The following is a 14,211-nucleotide window of genomic DNA, read 5'->3' on the forward strand; positions in this document are numbered from 1 at the left end:
TTATTCAAATTTTTTAACTTTATATTCCCAGTTTCCCATTCGAGAATAGGTGACTTTAAGGATTAAAGCATTTTTTTTATCAAACCAAATATCAAAATTTAATCTTTTGTCTTTAGGAATAGACATGTCTTTTGATGTTAATTTAAAGCGCTCTACTTCATAGGTTTTTCCATATAATTCGATTTTTTCTTTTCCAATAAAAGTAACTACCTGTTCTTTAATACTTCCAGAAATAGGACTTATTTGAGAGTTTGTTTGTAAAATTTTATGACTCCACCAATTTCCAATCACATTTTCGATTGATGCACTACCTGTATAAGATGAGCCTTTAATATCGTATTCATTTTCTTGCTCATTAAGCTGTAGCTGAACGTATTTATCTTTTTTATTTTGACGAGTTTTTGAATTGAAAGAAATTAATTTATCTTTGATATATTTTTCCTCACCGTAACTCTCAACTTCAAAAATAGTTGCTCCAAATAATTTAACAGTAAATTTTAATTGATTTGTAACAATTATATTATCTGAGTCTTTCTTAAAAAAATAGTAATTATAACCAATGACTTCGCCATCTCTCAAAATTTCCATCTCTATTTTATTGAATTTATTATAGTGAGCCATATGTGCCGTACTATTAAATGAATAGATTAAGAAAAATAAGAACAATAAAAATTTTTTCATAAATGAGTACTTTAATAGACTTTAACTTTAAAAGAAGTAATTTATTAAAAAATGTTTTTAAAAATTAAAAATATACCGATAGTATCTTGGAGTTCAGATAACTCTTTTAATTTTAAGCCAAAATTATCTACATCTTTTTTTTTAATTTTTGGTTTAGCAATTTTTGGATTAGGAGAAGGTCTCTTAATTTTATCAACAACAGGAAATTCTCCATGGTCTGTACTTGCTGAAGGAATATCTAATACTACAAGTTTATCTATTGGAACTGCAACCTTTTTTATAAGCGTATCTGTACTTTTTTTATGGATATTTATTAGACAAAAACCTGGCTTAGGAACAATTTTTAATATTATTATTATAGCCGGGATGATAGATGTCACTTTAAATTTTTTTGATGCTCCTTCGTCAATATTGATTAAATATTTTTTAGCGATTTTTTCAGTTTTGTTAGTTGGTTTAGGTAGTGGAATTTATCTTGTTGCAAACCTTGGTCCAGGTCCTAGAGATGGATTAATGACTGGACTAACAAAACTTACTAATCTCCCAATTGCTTTAGTAAGAGCTTTTTTGGAAATTTTTGCAGTATTAGCAGGCTGGTATCTTGGTGGAACTGTTGGTGCAGGAACTTTAATTTTTGCGTTTGGTATTGGACCTTGTGTAGCTTTAGGATTATTTTTAGTTAATAAATTATTTAATTAGGCTGCAGCACCTGACTTTTCACTTTTTTTTCTTTCATGAGGATTAAGAATTGCTTTTCTTAGTCTAAGTGACTTAGGGGTAATCTCTAAAGCTTCATCAGTATTTAACATACTTAATTGTTCAGCAATTGACATTTGTCTTACTGGTGTAAGCACAACATTTTCATCTGTACCTTGTGTTCTCATATTAGTTAATTGCTTACCTTTCATGACATTTATAATCATATCACCAGGTTTTGGAGTTAATCCCACAATCATACCCTCATATACTGGATCGTTATGAGTTACGAACATTTCACCTCTAGCCTGCAGGTTAAATATTGCAAATGCTACCGCTTTTCCTGTCGACATTGAAATTAGAGCACCATTTTTTCTACCATCCATTTCTCCCTCAAACTTTCCATATCCATGAAAAATTCTATTAATTACACCGGTTCCTTTTGTTAGGGTTAAGAATCTACTTGTATAACCCATTAGACCTCTTGTTGGTGCGTGAAATACTAATCTTTTTTTATCTTTTCCTGTATCTTTTAAATCTAAAAGTTTACCTTTTCTTCTGTTCATAGAATCAATTATTTTTGAAGAATACTCTTCATCAAGATCAACAGTGATTTCTTCAATAGGTTCAAGCTTATTACCAGCTTCATCTTTTTGATACAGTACTTTTGGAGGACTTACAGTCATTTCAAAACCTTCACGTCTCATTTGTGTAAGTAAAATCTCAAGCATTAATTCACCTCGACCACTTATTACAAATGAGTCTACATTTGTATTCTGAGAAAAAGTAATACCAACATTATTTTGAGCTTCTGAAACTAATCTATCTCTGATTTGTGTACTTGTTAGTTTTTTTCCTTCAGTCCCAGCTAGAGGTGAACTGTTAACACTTATCGTAATAGACATTGTAGGGGGGTCTATGGGAGTTGCTGATATTGGGTCGTTTAATTCTGGGTCACAAATTGTGTCTGCAACATTTGCTTTTTCTAATCCTGCAATTACTACAATATCTCCAGCCTCACCTATTTCAATTGGAACTTTTTTAGTCCCTTCGTATCTAAAAATCTTTGTAAGCTTACCTTCATCTACTTTTTCACCTTTAAGGTTAATTGCTTTAATAGGTTGGTTAGCTTTTGCAGTTCCTTGAGATATTCTTCCAACCAGACTTCTTCCTAAAAAACTATCCGCATAAAGTAAAGTTGATAGCATAGCAAAAGGCTTTGTTTTATCTAACTCTGCTGGTTTAACGTGTTCGATTATTAGATCTAATAGTGGGTGAAGATTTTCCCTGGGACCGTCAACTTCTTTACTTGCCCAACCAGATCTCCCACTTGCATATAAAACTGGAAAATCCAATTGTTCTTCATTTGCATCTAAGCTTACAAACAAATCGAAAGTTTCATCTAATACTTCATTAGCTCTCTGATCGGCTTTATCTAATTTATTAATTACAACGATTGGTTTTAACCCTTGTTTGAGAGCCTTAGCTAATACAAATTTTGTTTGAGGCATTACTCCCTCTGCAGAGTCAATTAGCAGTAATGCGCCATCTGCCATACTTAATACACGCTCAACTTCCGCAGCAAAATCTCTGTGGCCAGGTGTATCTATAATATTTACTCTAGAATTTTGCCAATTTATTGATGCAGGTTTAGCTAGAATAGTAATTCCTCTTTCTTTTTCTAGTTCTCCAGAGTCCATCAATCTTTCATCCACAACTTCATTTTCTCTAAATGAACCACTTTGTTTCATTAGATTATCAATCATGGTAGTTTTGCCATGGTCAACGTGTGCAATGATGGTGATGTTTCTGATGTTATTGCTCATAAATTGTGGCTCTTATACATTAATTCTTTGATTTGAAAACTTAAAAAAAGACAGCAATTACTTGGTAAATAGACTCTAGTAGAGAATTCATTTCTTGTGATTGTTTTAAAAACATATAGATATCGCAATAAAATTAGAAGCAACATAGAATCAAGATCAAAACTTCTAAATCATTAAATGGAAAATTTTAAATTACTCAAAATAGAAGACTCATTAAAAAATTCATTACAAAAAATGAATTTTACAAAACCTACTCCTATTCAGGGTATGGCGATACCAGCTGCTTTAGAGGGAAAAGATATTTTGGGAACAGCACAAACAGGAACAGGAAAAACATTAGCTTTTAGTATTCCTTTAATAAATAAATTGATTTTAGATAAAAATGCTTTTGCTCTAGTCATGTGTCCTACAAGAGAACTAGCCACTCAAGTAATGGAGGCAATTAAGAGCATTATAAGCGATAAAATAAATATTAAATCAGCTTTACTTATTGGCGGAGAGTCGATGCAAAAACAGCTCAGACAACTAGGTAATAGATCTAGAATAATAGTTGGAACTCCAGGAAGAATTAATGACCATCTAAAAAGAAAAAGCTTAAATTTATCAGCTACAAAGTATTTGGTTTTAGATGAAACTGATAGAATGTTAGATATGGGGTTTACTCCTCAAATTGAAATGATTTTAAAATTTGTTCCAAAAGATCATCAAACCTTATTATTTTCAGCAACTTTACCTCAAAATATTTTAAGAATTTCAGATAGATATTTAAACAAACCTGAAAGAATTTCCACAGGAGCCACATCTGTTCCAATTGCAAAGATTAAACAAGAAACTCTTCAAGTCTTTAAAGAAAATAAATACGATGAATTAATTGATCAATTTTTAGCCAGAAAAGGTTCTATTTTAGTTTTTGTTAAAACTAAAAGAGGTGCTGATAAAATGGTTAAAAAATTAAAAGATGAGGGCCATTCAGCTGATGCAATTCATGGTGACCTTCGTCAAAGTAAAAGAGATCGTGTTATAAATTCTTTTAGAAAAGGATTAAAGAGAATTTTAATTGCAACAGATGTTGCAGCTAGAGGTTTAGACATCCCTTTAATTCAACATGTAATAAATTATGATCTACCACAAGTTCCAGAGGATTATATTCATAGAATTGGAAGGACGGCTAGAGCAGGATCTGAAGGGTCTGCTTTAACTTTTTTAATGCCTGATGATAGACTGATGTGGAATTCTATAAACAAGTTGATTGATCCAAATTTCAAACCAGCCCCTAGTGGTTTAAGAAGAGTTTCAAAAAATAAAAGAAGAGGTAAGGGGCCAAATAATAAAAAAAGAAAAGCTAGAAATGAAAAAAGTTCTTTTGGAAAAGGTAGGCAGAATCGACCTTCTAGTTTTAGAGATAAACAAAAATCTTATGGCAATAACAGATCAGACAAACCATCAAGAGATGGAGAGAAAAAAAGTTTTGGTTTTAAAGGAAAATCAAGTTTTAGAGATAAACCATCAAGAGATGGAGAGAAAAAAAGTTTTGGTTTTAAAGGAAAATCAAGTTTTTCAAAAAAAAATGACCTAAAACCATCTGGCTTTACAAACAATCCAAAATATTTTGGCAGAAAACCATCAGAAAATACATCTTCAAATTCAGAGAAAAGAAAAAATGGTTTTAAGGGAAAAAAAAAATTTAAGAGTAGAAATAACAGACCAAAAAAATTTAGTTTTAAAAAACACAGTAAAAAAATAGCTTAATCTTAAGATTTTTTAGTCTTTTCTTTTTTTTGTTTTCTCTTTTCTTTCAGACTTAATTTTGGTTTTTTACTAACACTAGAGTCTTTAAATGATTTTCCACTATATCTTTTCGACATATTAAGATTATAGCATTTTATCAAAAAAAAAGGCCATCTAAAAAGATGGCCTTTAAATTTCTTTTCAGAAAAGAGTGGGATTACATTCCCATTCCACCCATTCCACCCATGCCGCCCATTCCACCAGGCATTCCACCAGGCATTCCGCCACCAGCATCTTTTTCTTCTGGTTTATCAGCGATCATAGCTTCAGTAGTTACTAATAATCCAGATATAGATGCAGCATCTTGAAGAGCAGTTCTTACAACCTTAACTGGGTCAATGATACCTTTTGCAAACATATCACAATACTCTTCACTTTGAGCATCATATCCATATGAAGTTTTCTTTTGCTCTAACAATTTACCAACTACTACTGAACCATCTACACCAGCATTTTTGGTAATTTGTCTGATAGGAGCTTCTAAAGCTTTTCTAACTAGATCTACACCTGCTTTTTGATCATCACCTTTAGCTTTTACTTTATCAAGGTTTTGAGCAGCATATAAAAGTGCACATCCACCACCTGTTACAATACCTTCTTCAACAGCGGCTCTAGTTGCATTTAAAGCATCTTCAACTCTATCTTTTCTTTCTTTAACTTCAACTTCAGTTGCACCTCCAACTTTGATAACTGCAACACCACCTGCTAATTTAGCAAGTCTTTCTTGAAGCTTTTCTCTATCGTAGTCAGATGTAGTTTCATCAACTTGTTTTTTAATTGAGTCACATCTAGCCGCAATATCTGATTTTTTACCACTACCACTAACGATTGTGCTGTTATCTTTGTCAACTTTAATCTTTTTACAAGATCCAAGATCTTCAAGTTTAACATTTTCAAGTTTAATTCCAAGATCTTGCGAAATTACTTGGCCACCAGTTAGTATAGCAATATCTTCAAGCATAGCTTTTCTTCTATCACCAAATCCTGGAGCTTTTACCGCAACAACTTTTAATCCACCTCTTAATTTGTTTACAACTAAAGTAGCTAATGCTTCTCCCTCAACATCTTCAGAGATGATCATCAAAGGCCTACCTGATTGCACAACAGCTTCTAATAATGGAACCATTGGTTGTAAGTTAGTTAATTTACTTTCATGTAATAAGATGTAAGGGTTATCTAACTCAGTTGTCATTTTATCACTATTAGTAATAAAGTATGGAGATAAGTAACCTCTATCAAACTGCATACCTTCAACAACATCAAGTTCAGTGTCAATTCCTTTTGCTTCTTCAACAGTTATAACACCTTCATTTCCAACTTTTTGCATAGCTTTTGCAATCATCGACCCTATTTCTTTATCACCATTTGAAGAAATTGTTCCAACTTGAGCAATTTCATCACTGTCTTTAACTTTTTTTGCAGAGGAAATTAAATTTTCTTTAACGTTTTCTACCGCAGCATCAATTCCTCTTTTTACATCCATTGGATTCATGCCTGCAGTTACATACTTAATTCCTTCTTTAACTATTGCTTGAGCTAAAATAGTTGCAGTAGTCGTACCATCACCAGCTTCTTCATTAGTTTTGCTAGCAACCTCTTTAACCATTTGAGCACCCATGTTTTCAAATTTATCATCAAGATCAATTTCTTTAGCAACAGAAACACCATCTTTTGTAATTCTTGGTGCACCGTAAGATTTGTCCATTACAACATTTCTGCCTTTTGGACCCAAGGTAACTTTTACGGTATCAGCTAAAATATTGACACCTCTCATCATTGCCGCTCTTGCTTCAGCGTCAAATTTAATTATTTTTGCCATTTTACTTTCTCCTTTAAATTAAATTATTTACCTGAAATACCCATAATGTCTGACTCTTTCATTATGCTGTATTCTTTGCCATCAATTTTGACTTCAGTTCCAGACCATTTGCCAAATAAAACTTTGTCACCAACTTTAACATCCATTGGAATTAATTTTCCATCTTCAGTTTTAGCTCCACCACCAATTGCTACCACTTTTCCTTCTTGAGGTTTCTCTTGTGCTGTGTCTGGAATGATTATGCCACCAGCAGTTTTTTCACTGCTATCTAAAACTTCAATTAATACTCTGTCATGTAACGGTTTAAACTTCATAAATTCTCCTTATTAAATATGGTCTTCATATAGATACTGACCTAACTTTTTCAAGATAATACGAAAAATAAGTTACTAAAAATGCTAGGAAATTAAGGATTTTATGGTTTATACCTTAAATTATGACTAAAAATTTAGATTCCGAAGGCTTGAAGTCTATTGCTCGAAATTATGATCTTTTTTATATTGATCTATGGGGAGTAATGCATAATGGAGTAAAACTTCATGAAGATGCAATTTTTACTCTTAAAAAATTATTAGAGATCAATAAAGATTTTATTTTATTAACTAATGCACCAAGACCTATTCAGCCTGTTAAAGAATTTTTAGAGAAAATGGGGATGGAAAAAGAGTTTAGAGATAAAGTTTTTACCTCAGGGGAAGCGGCTCTAAATTATTTAAAAAAATTTTATTCTTCAAAAAAATTTTATCATATAGGTCCACCTAGAGATTTTGATTTATTTAATGATTTTAGAAATAATAAATCTAAAGATATTAATGAAAGCCAATACCTATTGTGTACGGGTTTGTTTGATGATTATGATCAGGATTTAAATCATTATAAAGATTTATTAGAAAATCATATTAAAAAAAAAATGATTTGCACAAATCCAGATTTAATAGTTGATAAAGGAAATAAAAGAGAATTGTGCGCTGGATCAGTTGCAATGGTGTTTGAAAAAATGGGAGGTGAAGTTGTGTATTTTGGCAAACCTTATCCAGAGGTTTATAATCAATCAATAGATAATGATAATAAAAAGATCTTATCAATTGGAGACAATCTTAATACTGATATTAAAGGTGCTAATCTTTTGAATTATGATTCTTTGTTAATTTCTAATGGAGTACATAAAAATGAAATACAAAATAATGGAATAGAAAATGTATCAAAACAATATGAGTCAATTGTGAACTTTGTGCAGACGGATTTAAAATGGTAAAATTATATAACAATTTTAATATTAAAAAGAGTCACAAAGAGTCAATAATACTTATTGGTAATTTTGATGGAGTACATTTTGGTCATCAAAAATTATTTAAATTAGCTAAATTATATAAAAAAAAATATAACTTAAAGATTGGTGTAGTTAATTTTGAACCAATGCCAAAGATGTTTTTTAATAAATCTTTAAAAAATTTTAGATTATCTAGTATTGATCAAAAACTAAATCTATTAAATAATCTTGATGTTGATTTTATTGTAACAAAAAAGTTTGATAAAATTTTTTCAAAAACAAAATCCATTAATTTTATAAAAAATATTTTATCAAATAAATTAAAAGCAAAATTCATATTTGTTAGTAATAATTTTAGATTTGGAAATAAAAGAGAAGGAGATGTGGGGTTTTTAATTCAAAATGAGAAAAAATATAATTATCAAGTTATTAAACCAAAACCTCTTTTAATTGACAAAAAGATAGTTTCATCTTCTTTAATTAGAAGTTATTTGGAAAAAGGTTTTTTAGAAAAAGCTAATAATTTATTAAATAGAAAATGGTCTATCGATGGGATAGTTCAAAAAGGTAGACAAGTTGGAAAAAAAATTGGTTTTCCAACATGCAACATAGATATTAAAGATTATATTCTAGCTAAACCAGGAGTGTATGCTGTAAGAGTTTTAAGAAAAAATAATCTCAAAATTTTAAAAGGAATAGCAAATCTTGGTTATAGACCAACATTTAATCAAAAAAAAATCTTACTAGAGGTTCATTTGTTTAATTTTTCTGGAAATCTTTATAATAAGCACTTATCAGTTGAGTTTTTAAAATTTATAAGAAAAGAAAAAAAATTTAAAAACATTAATAAGTTGAAATCTCAAATTATATTAGATTTAAAAATAGCAAAAAGAGCATAATGAGCAACTCACAAATTAATCTTCCAAAGACAGCTTTTTCTATGAAGGCTAATTTACCAGTAAGGGAACCTGAAATTCTAGAATATTGGAAAAAAATTAATTTATATCAAGAGCTTAGACAATCTAGCAAAGGCAAGGAAAAGTTTGTTTTACATGATGGCCCTCCCTATGCAAATGGCAATATTCACATGGGTACTGCTCTAAATAAAATTTTAAAAGACATTATAGTAAAATTTCATCAGATGGATGGAAAAGACTCAATTTATGTTCCAGGATGGGATTGTCATGGTTTACCAATCGAATGGAAAATAGAGGAACAATATAAAAAAAATAAAAAAAATAAAAATGAAGTTCCAATAGTAGAGTTTAGAAAAGAATGTAGATCATTTGCAGAAAAATGGATTGAGGTTCATAAAGGACAATTTAAAAGATTAGGTGTTATAGGTGACTGGGAAAATTATTACTCTACTATGAGTTATGATGCAGAAGCTCAAATTGTTAGGGAACTAGGAAAGTTTTTGAAAGAGGGCAGTTTATACCGAGGTTTCAAACCTGTATTATGGTCTACTGTTGAAAAAACTGCACTTGCGGATGCAGAAGTTGAATATCAGGATCATAGATCTGATACTATCTATACTTCCTTTCCTGTAAAATCATCTAACTTGAAAGAACTTGAAGGAAGTGAGATTATTATTTGGACAACTACTCCGTGGACTATACCAGCAAATAAAGCTTTAGCTTATAACGAAGCTCTTGATTATGTATTAATACAATTAAACGATGAAGGTGATTTTAAAAACCGAAAGATAGTTATTGCAAAAGCCCTATTAGAGTCTGTTATAAATGAATGTTCAATAAAAAGTTATAAAGAAATTAAAAAATTTAAAGGTAAAGATTTTAAAGACACAATCTGTAATCACCCTTTTCTTAATTTAGGCTACGAATACGATATTCCAATGTTGGAAGCTAGATTTGTAACAACAGAACAAGGCACGGGTATTGTTCATTGTGCACCAAGTCATGGACCAGATGATTTTAACTTATGTTTAAATCATGGAATTAAAGCCATTGAAACAGTGGATGGAGATGGAAAATATACCAAGAATGTTCATTTATTTGAAGGCAATCACATTTTTAAAGCCAATCCAATTGTTATTGAAAAGCTTAAAGAACAAAAAAAATTATTGGCAAATGGGGAGCTAACACATTCTTATCCTCATTCATGGAGATCTAAAGCCCCATTGGTTCACAGAGCAACACCTCAATGGTTTATATCAATGGAAAGTCATAAACTGAGAGAGACAGCTTTAAAAGCTCTTGATGATACAACGTTTTATCCTAGCAAAGGAAAAGAAAGATTAAAATCCATGATTGAAACTAGACCTGACTGGTGTGTTTCAAGACAGAGAGTTTGGGGAGTTCCTCTTCCAATTTTTGTTAATAAAAAAACTAAAGAGATATTAGTTGATGATGAAGTTAACGAAAATATTGCAAATATTTATGAAAATGAGGGTTCTGATTGTTGGTTTTCAGACAATCCACAAAGATTTTTAGGTGAAAAATATAAGTCAGAGGAATATGAGAAGTTAAGTGATATTGTTGAAGTGTGGTTTGATAGTGGATCCACTCATTCTTTTGTATTAGAAAAAAGAAAAGATCTTAAATGGCCAGCATCAATGTACCTTGAAGGTTCAGATCAGCACAGAGGTTGGTTTCATTCATCACTGCTAGAGTCTTGTGGAACAAGAGGAAAAGCTCCATTTGAGTCAATCTTATCCCACGGTTTTGTTGTTGATGGCAAAGGATTAAAAATGTCTAAATCTCTTGGAAATGTAATCGCTCCTGAAGATATTTTAAAAAAATATGGTGCTGACATTTTAAGGATTTGGGTAGCTTCATCCAACTATGCTGAGGATTTAAGAATTGATCATTCGATTTTAGATCAGCATGCTGACTCTTATAGAAAAATTAGAAATACTTTTAGATATTTACTTGGAAATTTAAATGATAATTTTGAAGAAATTGATTTAGAAAAAATAAATTTATCTGAGCTGCCTGAATTAGAACAATTTATGCTACATAAGATTTATTCTTTGAATGAAAATTTTAAAAATTATTTTGATAATTATGATTTTCATAATCTTTATAAAGAGTTATTAAATTTTTGTACTGTAGATTTATCAGCATTTTATTTTGATATCCGAAAAGATACTTTATACTGTGACTCAAAAGACTCTAAAAAAAGACAGTCTACAATTATTTTACTAAATATTATTCTAAATTTGCTATTAAAATGGTTTGCCCCAATTCTATCTTTTACCACTGAAGAGATATATAGGTTGATAATGAATAATAATAAAAGTATTCATTTAACAAAATTTTTAGATCTTCCAATAAGTTTCAAAAATGAAAATTTAAATCAAAAATGGTTGGCGCTTATTAAAATTAGAAATGTCTGCAATATTAGTATTGAGGAAAAAAGAGCTAGTAAAGAAATCGGATCAAGTTTAGAGGCAAGCTTAAAAATTAATTTAGATAAAAAATTAAGTGATATTTCAGCAGATGTGGATTTTTCAGAATTATGTATTACTTCTAGTGCAGAGGTATCTTATTTAGAAAACTCTGAAACAAAAGTTCAAACTATGAAAGCCGAAGGTTCAAAGTGTCCGATATGTTGGAAGTTAAATGTTGACCCTTGCCCAAGACATTCTTAATGATTTTTAAATTTTTAAGTAAAAATTTTTATATTAGTTTTTCAATAGTAGCTTTAATATATTTTTTAGATAGGCTTACAAAAATATATATTGTTCAACTAGATAAAAATAATCTTGGATCAGATATCTTTAATTCTACTTATTTAAACATTGTATTAATTTGGAACAAAGGAATTGCGTTTGGTTTACTCTCATTTAATGAGACATACCTTTATAATATTTTGAGTTTAATAATTTTGATTATAATTATTACTCTAATTGTAATGTCAGTAAAAAGTCATCGTTTTAAGAGATATTCATTGTTAATGGTTGTTGGTGGGGCATTAGGAAATTTACATGACAGAATTTTTTTTAATGCTGTTCCAGATTTTATAGATTTTCATGTAGGAGAATTTCATTGGTTTATTTTTAATGTAGCTGATATTTTTATTACAACAGGTATAATTTTTATGATTTTAACAGAAATAGTTGATAATAATAATAAAGATGAAAAGATTTAATTTACATTTTATAATTATTTTTGTTCTACTTGCATCATGTGCATCAGTTAAAGAAAGTATTGATTCAAGAAAAAAAAATAGTGACGAATTTTTAGTAGAAAAAAAGTCACCATTATTAATGCCACCTGATTATAATGATTTACCTGTTCCAGATTCTGAGGATACTAAAAATAAAGATGAAAGTAACCAGGTAAAAGAATTAATTACAAAATCTAATAACACCAATAGTAATTCTAACAAGTCTAATAATTCTAAATCCTCTTTTGAAAAACTTTTAATAGAAAAAATTAAAAATTAGTTAATGATAACTTCTGGAATAAAGTTAATTAATTTTAAAAAAATAACTAATTCATTACATATAAAAAAAAATCTTAGATTAATTTTAAATGAAAAAAATCAAGTAATAGAATCATTTAAGACAAGCTATCAAAATAATTTTAAAAAGAAAAAAATTCTTAAATATAAAAAAGCTACCAACTTTAGAATTATTGGAATGGGGGGATCTTCTCTAGGTGCTAATGCGATTTATGATTTTTTAAAAAAAAAAATAAAAAAAAATTTTTTATTTGTTGATAATTTACAAACAAATATAGAAGTAGATAACAAAAAAAAATATACAAATTTAATTATTTCTAAGTCTGGAAACACAATAGAAACGATTATAAACGCAAATATCTTAATTAAAAAAAAAGATAAAAATATTTTTATAACCGAGAATAAAAATAGTTATCTTCATCTTTTGGCAAATAAATTGAAAGCAGAAATTATTCATCATAATAATTATATTGGTGGAAGATACTCCGTATTATCAGAAGTAGGCATGATCCCCTCTGAATTAATGGGTTTAAATCCCTCAAAGTTTAAACAATTTAATAATTTAGTTAAAAATAAAAAATTTATAAATAGTTTGGTGTCTAATGCTGGCTCAATTCTTCACTTTTCAAAAAAAAAAAAATTTAATTCAGTAATTATTAATTACGATGAAAAGTCTGAAAGTTTATTTAAGTGGTATCAACAACTTGTTGCAGAAAGTTTAGGTAAAAAAAAATCAGGAATTTTACCAATAGTTTCCAATATGCCAAAAGATAATCATAGTGTTATGCAATTATATTTAGACGGATTTCAAAATAATTTTTTTACTTTTTTTTATGTTAAAGAAAAAAAATCACAAAAAGTTAACAGTAAACTCATTTTACCTTCCCACAATTATCTTAAAGATAAAGATTTATCTAAAATAACTTTAGCCCAAAAACAAGCAACCGAAAATGTTTTTAGAAAAAAAAATATTCCATTTAGAAGTTTTGAAATTAAAAATCGAGATGAGAAAACACTTGGAGAATTATTTTGTTTTTTTATTTTAGAAACAATTTTATTAGGAAAATCTCTTAATCTAAATCCTTATGATCAGCCAGCTGTTGAATTAATAAAAACAGAAACGAAAAATTTATTGATTTAATTATTAGATAGAAAAGTAATTTTTGATAGTCCATATATTTTCATCTCAATTATTTTAAGATTATTAGGTAACAAGTCATCTTCTTTTTTGTGTCTATGTATAACTATAATACCATTTTCAGCTAAATTTTTATTTGCAATAATATTTTTTAAAATTGTTGATAAATTTTTATCTTTGTATGGTGGATCTAAAAAAATAATATCATAACTAAAATTAATCTCTGAAAAAAAATTACTATCGTTTATATCTTTTTTAATGATTTTGTAATTAATTACATCCTTTAAGTTTATCAGATTTTTTTTTAATATATTTAAAACCCCATTGTAATTTTCAACAAATGTTACATATCTTGCACCTCTTGATAAACACTCTATACCAAATGAGCCAACTCCAGAAAATAGATCAAGTACGTTTGAATTTTTGAGATCAATATTAATTTTATTTGAATGGGAAATAATATTAAATATTGACTCTTTAGTTAAATCTTTCAAAGGTCGTGTTTTAATATCTTTTGGTTGGTTAATTTTTTTTCCTCTAAAATCACCTGAAATAATACGCATTT

General features: G+C 28.9%; 13 protein-coding genes. 8 read left to right on the forward strand and 5 right to left on the reverse strand.

Annotation, left to right across the window (positions count from 1 at the left end):
* Nucleotides 1–681: a hypothetical protein gene (locus F754_RS0100435; RefSeq protein WP_023647947.1), complete on the reverse strand. Its 681-nt coding sequence runs from the start codon at nt 679–681 to the stop codon at nt 1–3.
* Between the two features lie 51 nt (nt 682–732).
* Between F754_RS0100435 and F754_RS0100440 the strand changes: the two genes are divergently transcribed.
* Nucleotides 733–1,380 carry a membrane protein gene (locus tag F754_RS0100440; protein WP_023647948.1) on the forward strand — a complete coding sequence of 216 codons (648 nt, stop codon included), beginning with the start codon at nt 733–735 and terminating at the stop codon, nt 1,378–1,380.
* On the opposite strand, the gene typA is transcribed toward F754_RS0100440, so the two are convergent.
* Nucleotides 1,377–3,203: a translational GTPase TypA gene (typA, locus tag F754_RS0100445; protein ID WP_023647949.1), complete on the reverse strand. Its 1,827-nt coding sequence runs from the start codon at nt 3,201–3,203 to the stop codon at nt 1,377–1,379. The genes F754_RS0100440 and typA overlap by 4 nt on opposite strands.
* Nucleotides 3,204–3,380: 177 nt before the next feature.
* On the opposite strand from typA, the gene F754_RS0100450 reads away from it, so the two are divergent.
* Complete coding sequence (locus tag F754_RS0100450) at nt 3,381–4,952, forward strand: DEAD/DEAH box helicase (RefSeq protein ID WP_023647950.1); 1,572 nt, start codon at nt 3,381–3,383, stop codon at nt 4,950–4,952.
* Nucleotides 4,953–5,148: 196 nt separating this feature from the next.
* On the opposite strand, the gene groL is transcribed toward F754_RS0100450, so the two are convergent.
* Nucleotides 5,149–6,810, reverse strand: coding sequence for a chaperonin GroEL (groL, locus tag F754_RS0100460; RefSeq protein ID WP_023647952.1), 1,662 nt, complete (start codon nt 6,808–6,810; stop codon nt 5,149–5,151).
* Between the two features lie 23 nt (nt 6,811–6,833).
* Nucleotides 6,834–7,124 (reverse strand): co-chaperone GroES, encoded by a 291-nt coding sequence (gene groES, locus F754_RS0100465; protein ID WP_023647953.1) that lies wholly within the window; start codon nt 7,122–7,124, stop codon nt 6,834–6,836.
* A 122-nt stretch (nt 7,125–7,246) separates the two neighbouring features.
* Between groES and F754_RS0100470 the strand changes: the two genes are divergently transcribed.
* From F754_RS0100470 to F754_RS0100495, 6 genes are read left to right on the forward strand one after another with little or no spacing between them, the layout of a single operon-like run.
* The gene (locus F754_RS0100470; RefSeq protein ID WP_023647954.1) at nt 7,247–8,065 is read left to right on the forward strand and encodes a TIGR01459 family HAD-type hydrolase; all 819 of its coding nucleotides are present in this window, start codon (nt 7,247–7,249) and stop codon (nt 8,063–8,065) included.
* The gene (locus F754_RS0100475; RefSeq protein ID WP_023647955.1) at nt 8,059–8,979 is read left to right on the forward strand and encodes a bifunctional riboflavin kinase/FAD synthetase; all 921 of its coding nucleotides are present in this window, start codon (nt 8,059–8,061) and stop codon (nt 8,977–8,979) included. Before F754_RS0100470 ends, F754_RS0100475 begins: the two co-directional genes overlap by 7 nt.
* A complete protein-coding gene (locus F754_RS0100480; protein ID WP_023647956.1) occupies nt 8,979–11,693 on the forward strand; it encodes an isoleucine--tRNA ligase in 2,715 nt (904 codons plus the stop codon). Before F754_RS0100475 ends, F754_RS0100480 begins: the two co-directional genes overlap by 1 nt.
* Nucleotides 11,693–12,193, forward strand: a complete 501-nt coding sequence (gene lspA / locus F754_RS0100485; protein WP_023647957.1) for a signal peptidase II — start codon at nt 11,693–11,695, stop codon at nt 12,191–12,193. Before F754_RS0100480 ends, lspA begins: the two co-directional genes overlap by 1 nt.
* Nucleotides 12,180–12,491, forward strand: a complete 312-nt coding sequence (locus tag F754_RS0100490; RefSeq protein WP_023647958.1) for a DUF3035 domain-containing protein — start codon at nt 12,180–12,182, stop codon at nt 12,489–12,491. The genes lspA and F754_RS0100490 overlap by 14 nt, the downstream gene beginning before the upstream one ends.
* Before the next feature lie 18 nt (nt 12,492–12,509).
* On the forward strand, nt 12,510–13,649 hold the full coding sequence (locus F754_RS0100495; protein WP_155242597.1) for a glucose-6-phosphate isomerase: 1,140 nt from the start codon (nt 12,510–12,512) through the stop codon (nt 13,647–13,649).
* Here the strand turns inward: F754_RS0100495 and rsmD are convergent.
* Entirely contained in the window at nt 13,646–14,209 is a 564-nt protein-coding gene (rsmD, locus tag F754_RS0100500; protein WP_023647960.1) for a 16S rRNA (guanine(966)-N(2))-methyltransferase RsmD, read from the reverse strand. The two genes, F754_RS0100495 and rsmD, sit on opposite strands and share 4 nt — an antisense overlap.
* Nucleotides 14,210–14,211 lie beyond the last annotated feature (2 nt).

The sequence above is a fragment of the Candidatus Pelagibacter ubique HTCC8051 genome, assembly GCF_000472605.1.
In the GTDB taxonomy this organism is placed as follows: Bacteria; Pseudomonadota; Alphaproteobacteria; order Pelagibacterales; family Pelagibacteraceae; genus Pelagibacter; species Pelagibacter communis_B.

Excerpts from the sequence above, each read along its gene's own strand:
- F754_RS0100475 (WP_023647955.1), top strand. The coding sequence starts at position 8,059 with ATGGTAAAATTATATAACAATTTTAATATTAAAAAGAGTCACAAAGAG.
- F754_RS0100470 (WP_023647954.1), top strand. The coding sequence starts at position 7,247 with ATGACTAAAAATTTAGATTCCGAAGGCTTGAAGTCTATTGCTCGAAAT.
- F754_RS0100480 (WP_023647956.1), top strand. The coding sequence starts at position 8,979 with ATGAGCAACTCACAAATTAATCTTCCAAAGACAGCTTTTTCTATGAAG.
- groL (WP_023647952.1), bottom strand. The coding sequence starts at position 6,810 with ATGGCAAAAATAATTAAATTTGACGCTGAAGCAAGAGCGGCAATGATG.
- groES (WP_023647953.1), bottom strand. The coding sequence starts at position 7,124 with ATGAAGTTTAAACCGTTACATGACAGAGTATTAATTGAAGTTTTAGAT.
- F754_RS0100450 (WP_023647950.1), top strand. The coding sequence starts at position 3,381 with ATGGAAAATTTTAAATTACTCAAAATAGAAGACTCATTAAAAAATTCA.
- rsmD (WP_023647960.1), bottom strand. The coding sequence starts at position 14,209 with ATGCGTATTATTTCAGGTGATTTTAGAGGAAAAAAAATTAACCAACCA.
- F754_RS0100490 (WP_023647958.1), top strand. The coding sequence starts at position 12,180 with ATGAAAAGATTTAATTTACATTTTATAATTATTTTTGTTCTACTTGCA.
- typA (WP_023647949.1), bottom strand. The coding sequence starts at position 3,203 with ATGAGCAATAACATCAGAAACATCACCATCATTGCACACGTTGACCAT.
- F754_RS0100440 (WP_023647948.1), top strand. The coding sequence starts at position 733 with ATGTTTTTAAAAATTAAAAATATACCGATAGTATCTTGGAGTTCAGAT.
- F754_RS0100435 (WP_023647947.1), bottom strand. The coding sequence starts at position 681 with ATGAAAAAATTTTTATTGTTCTTATTTTTCTTAATCTATTCATTTAAT.
- lspA (WP_023647957.1), top strand. The coding sequence starts at position 11,693 with ATGATTTTTAAATTTTTAAGTAAAAATTTTTATATTAGTTTTTCAATA.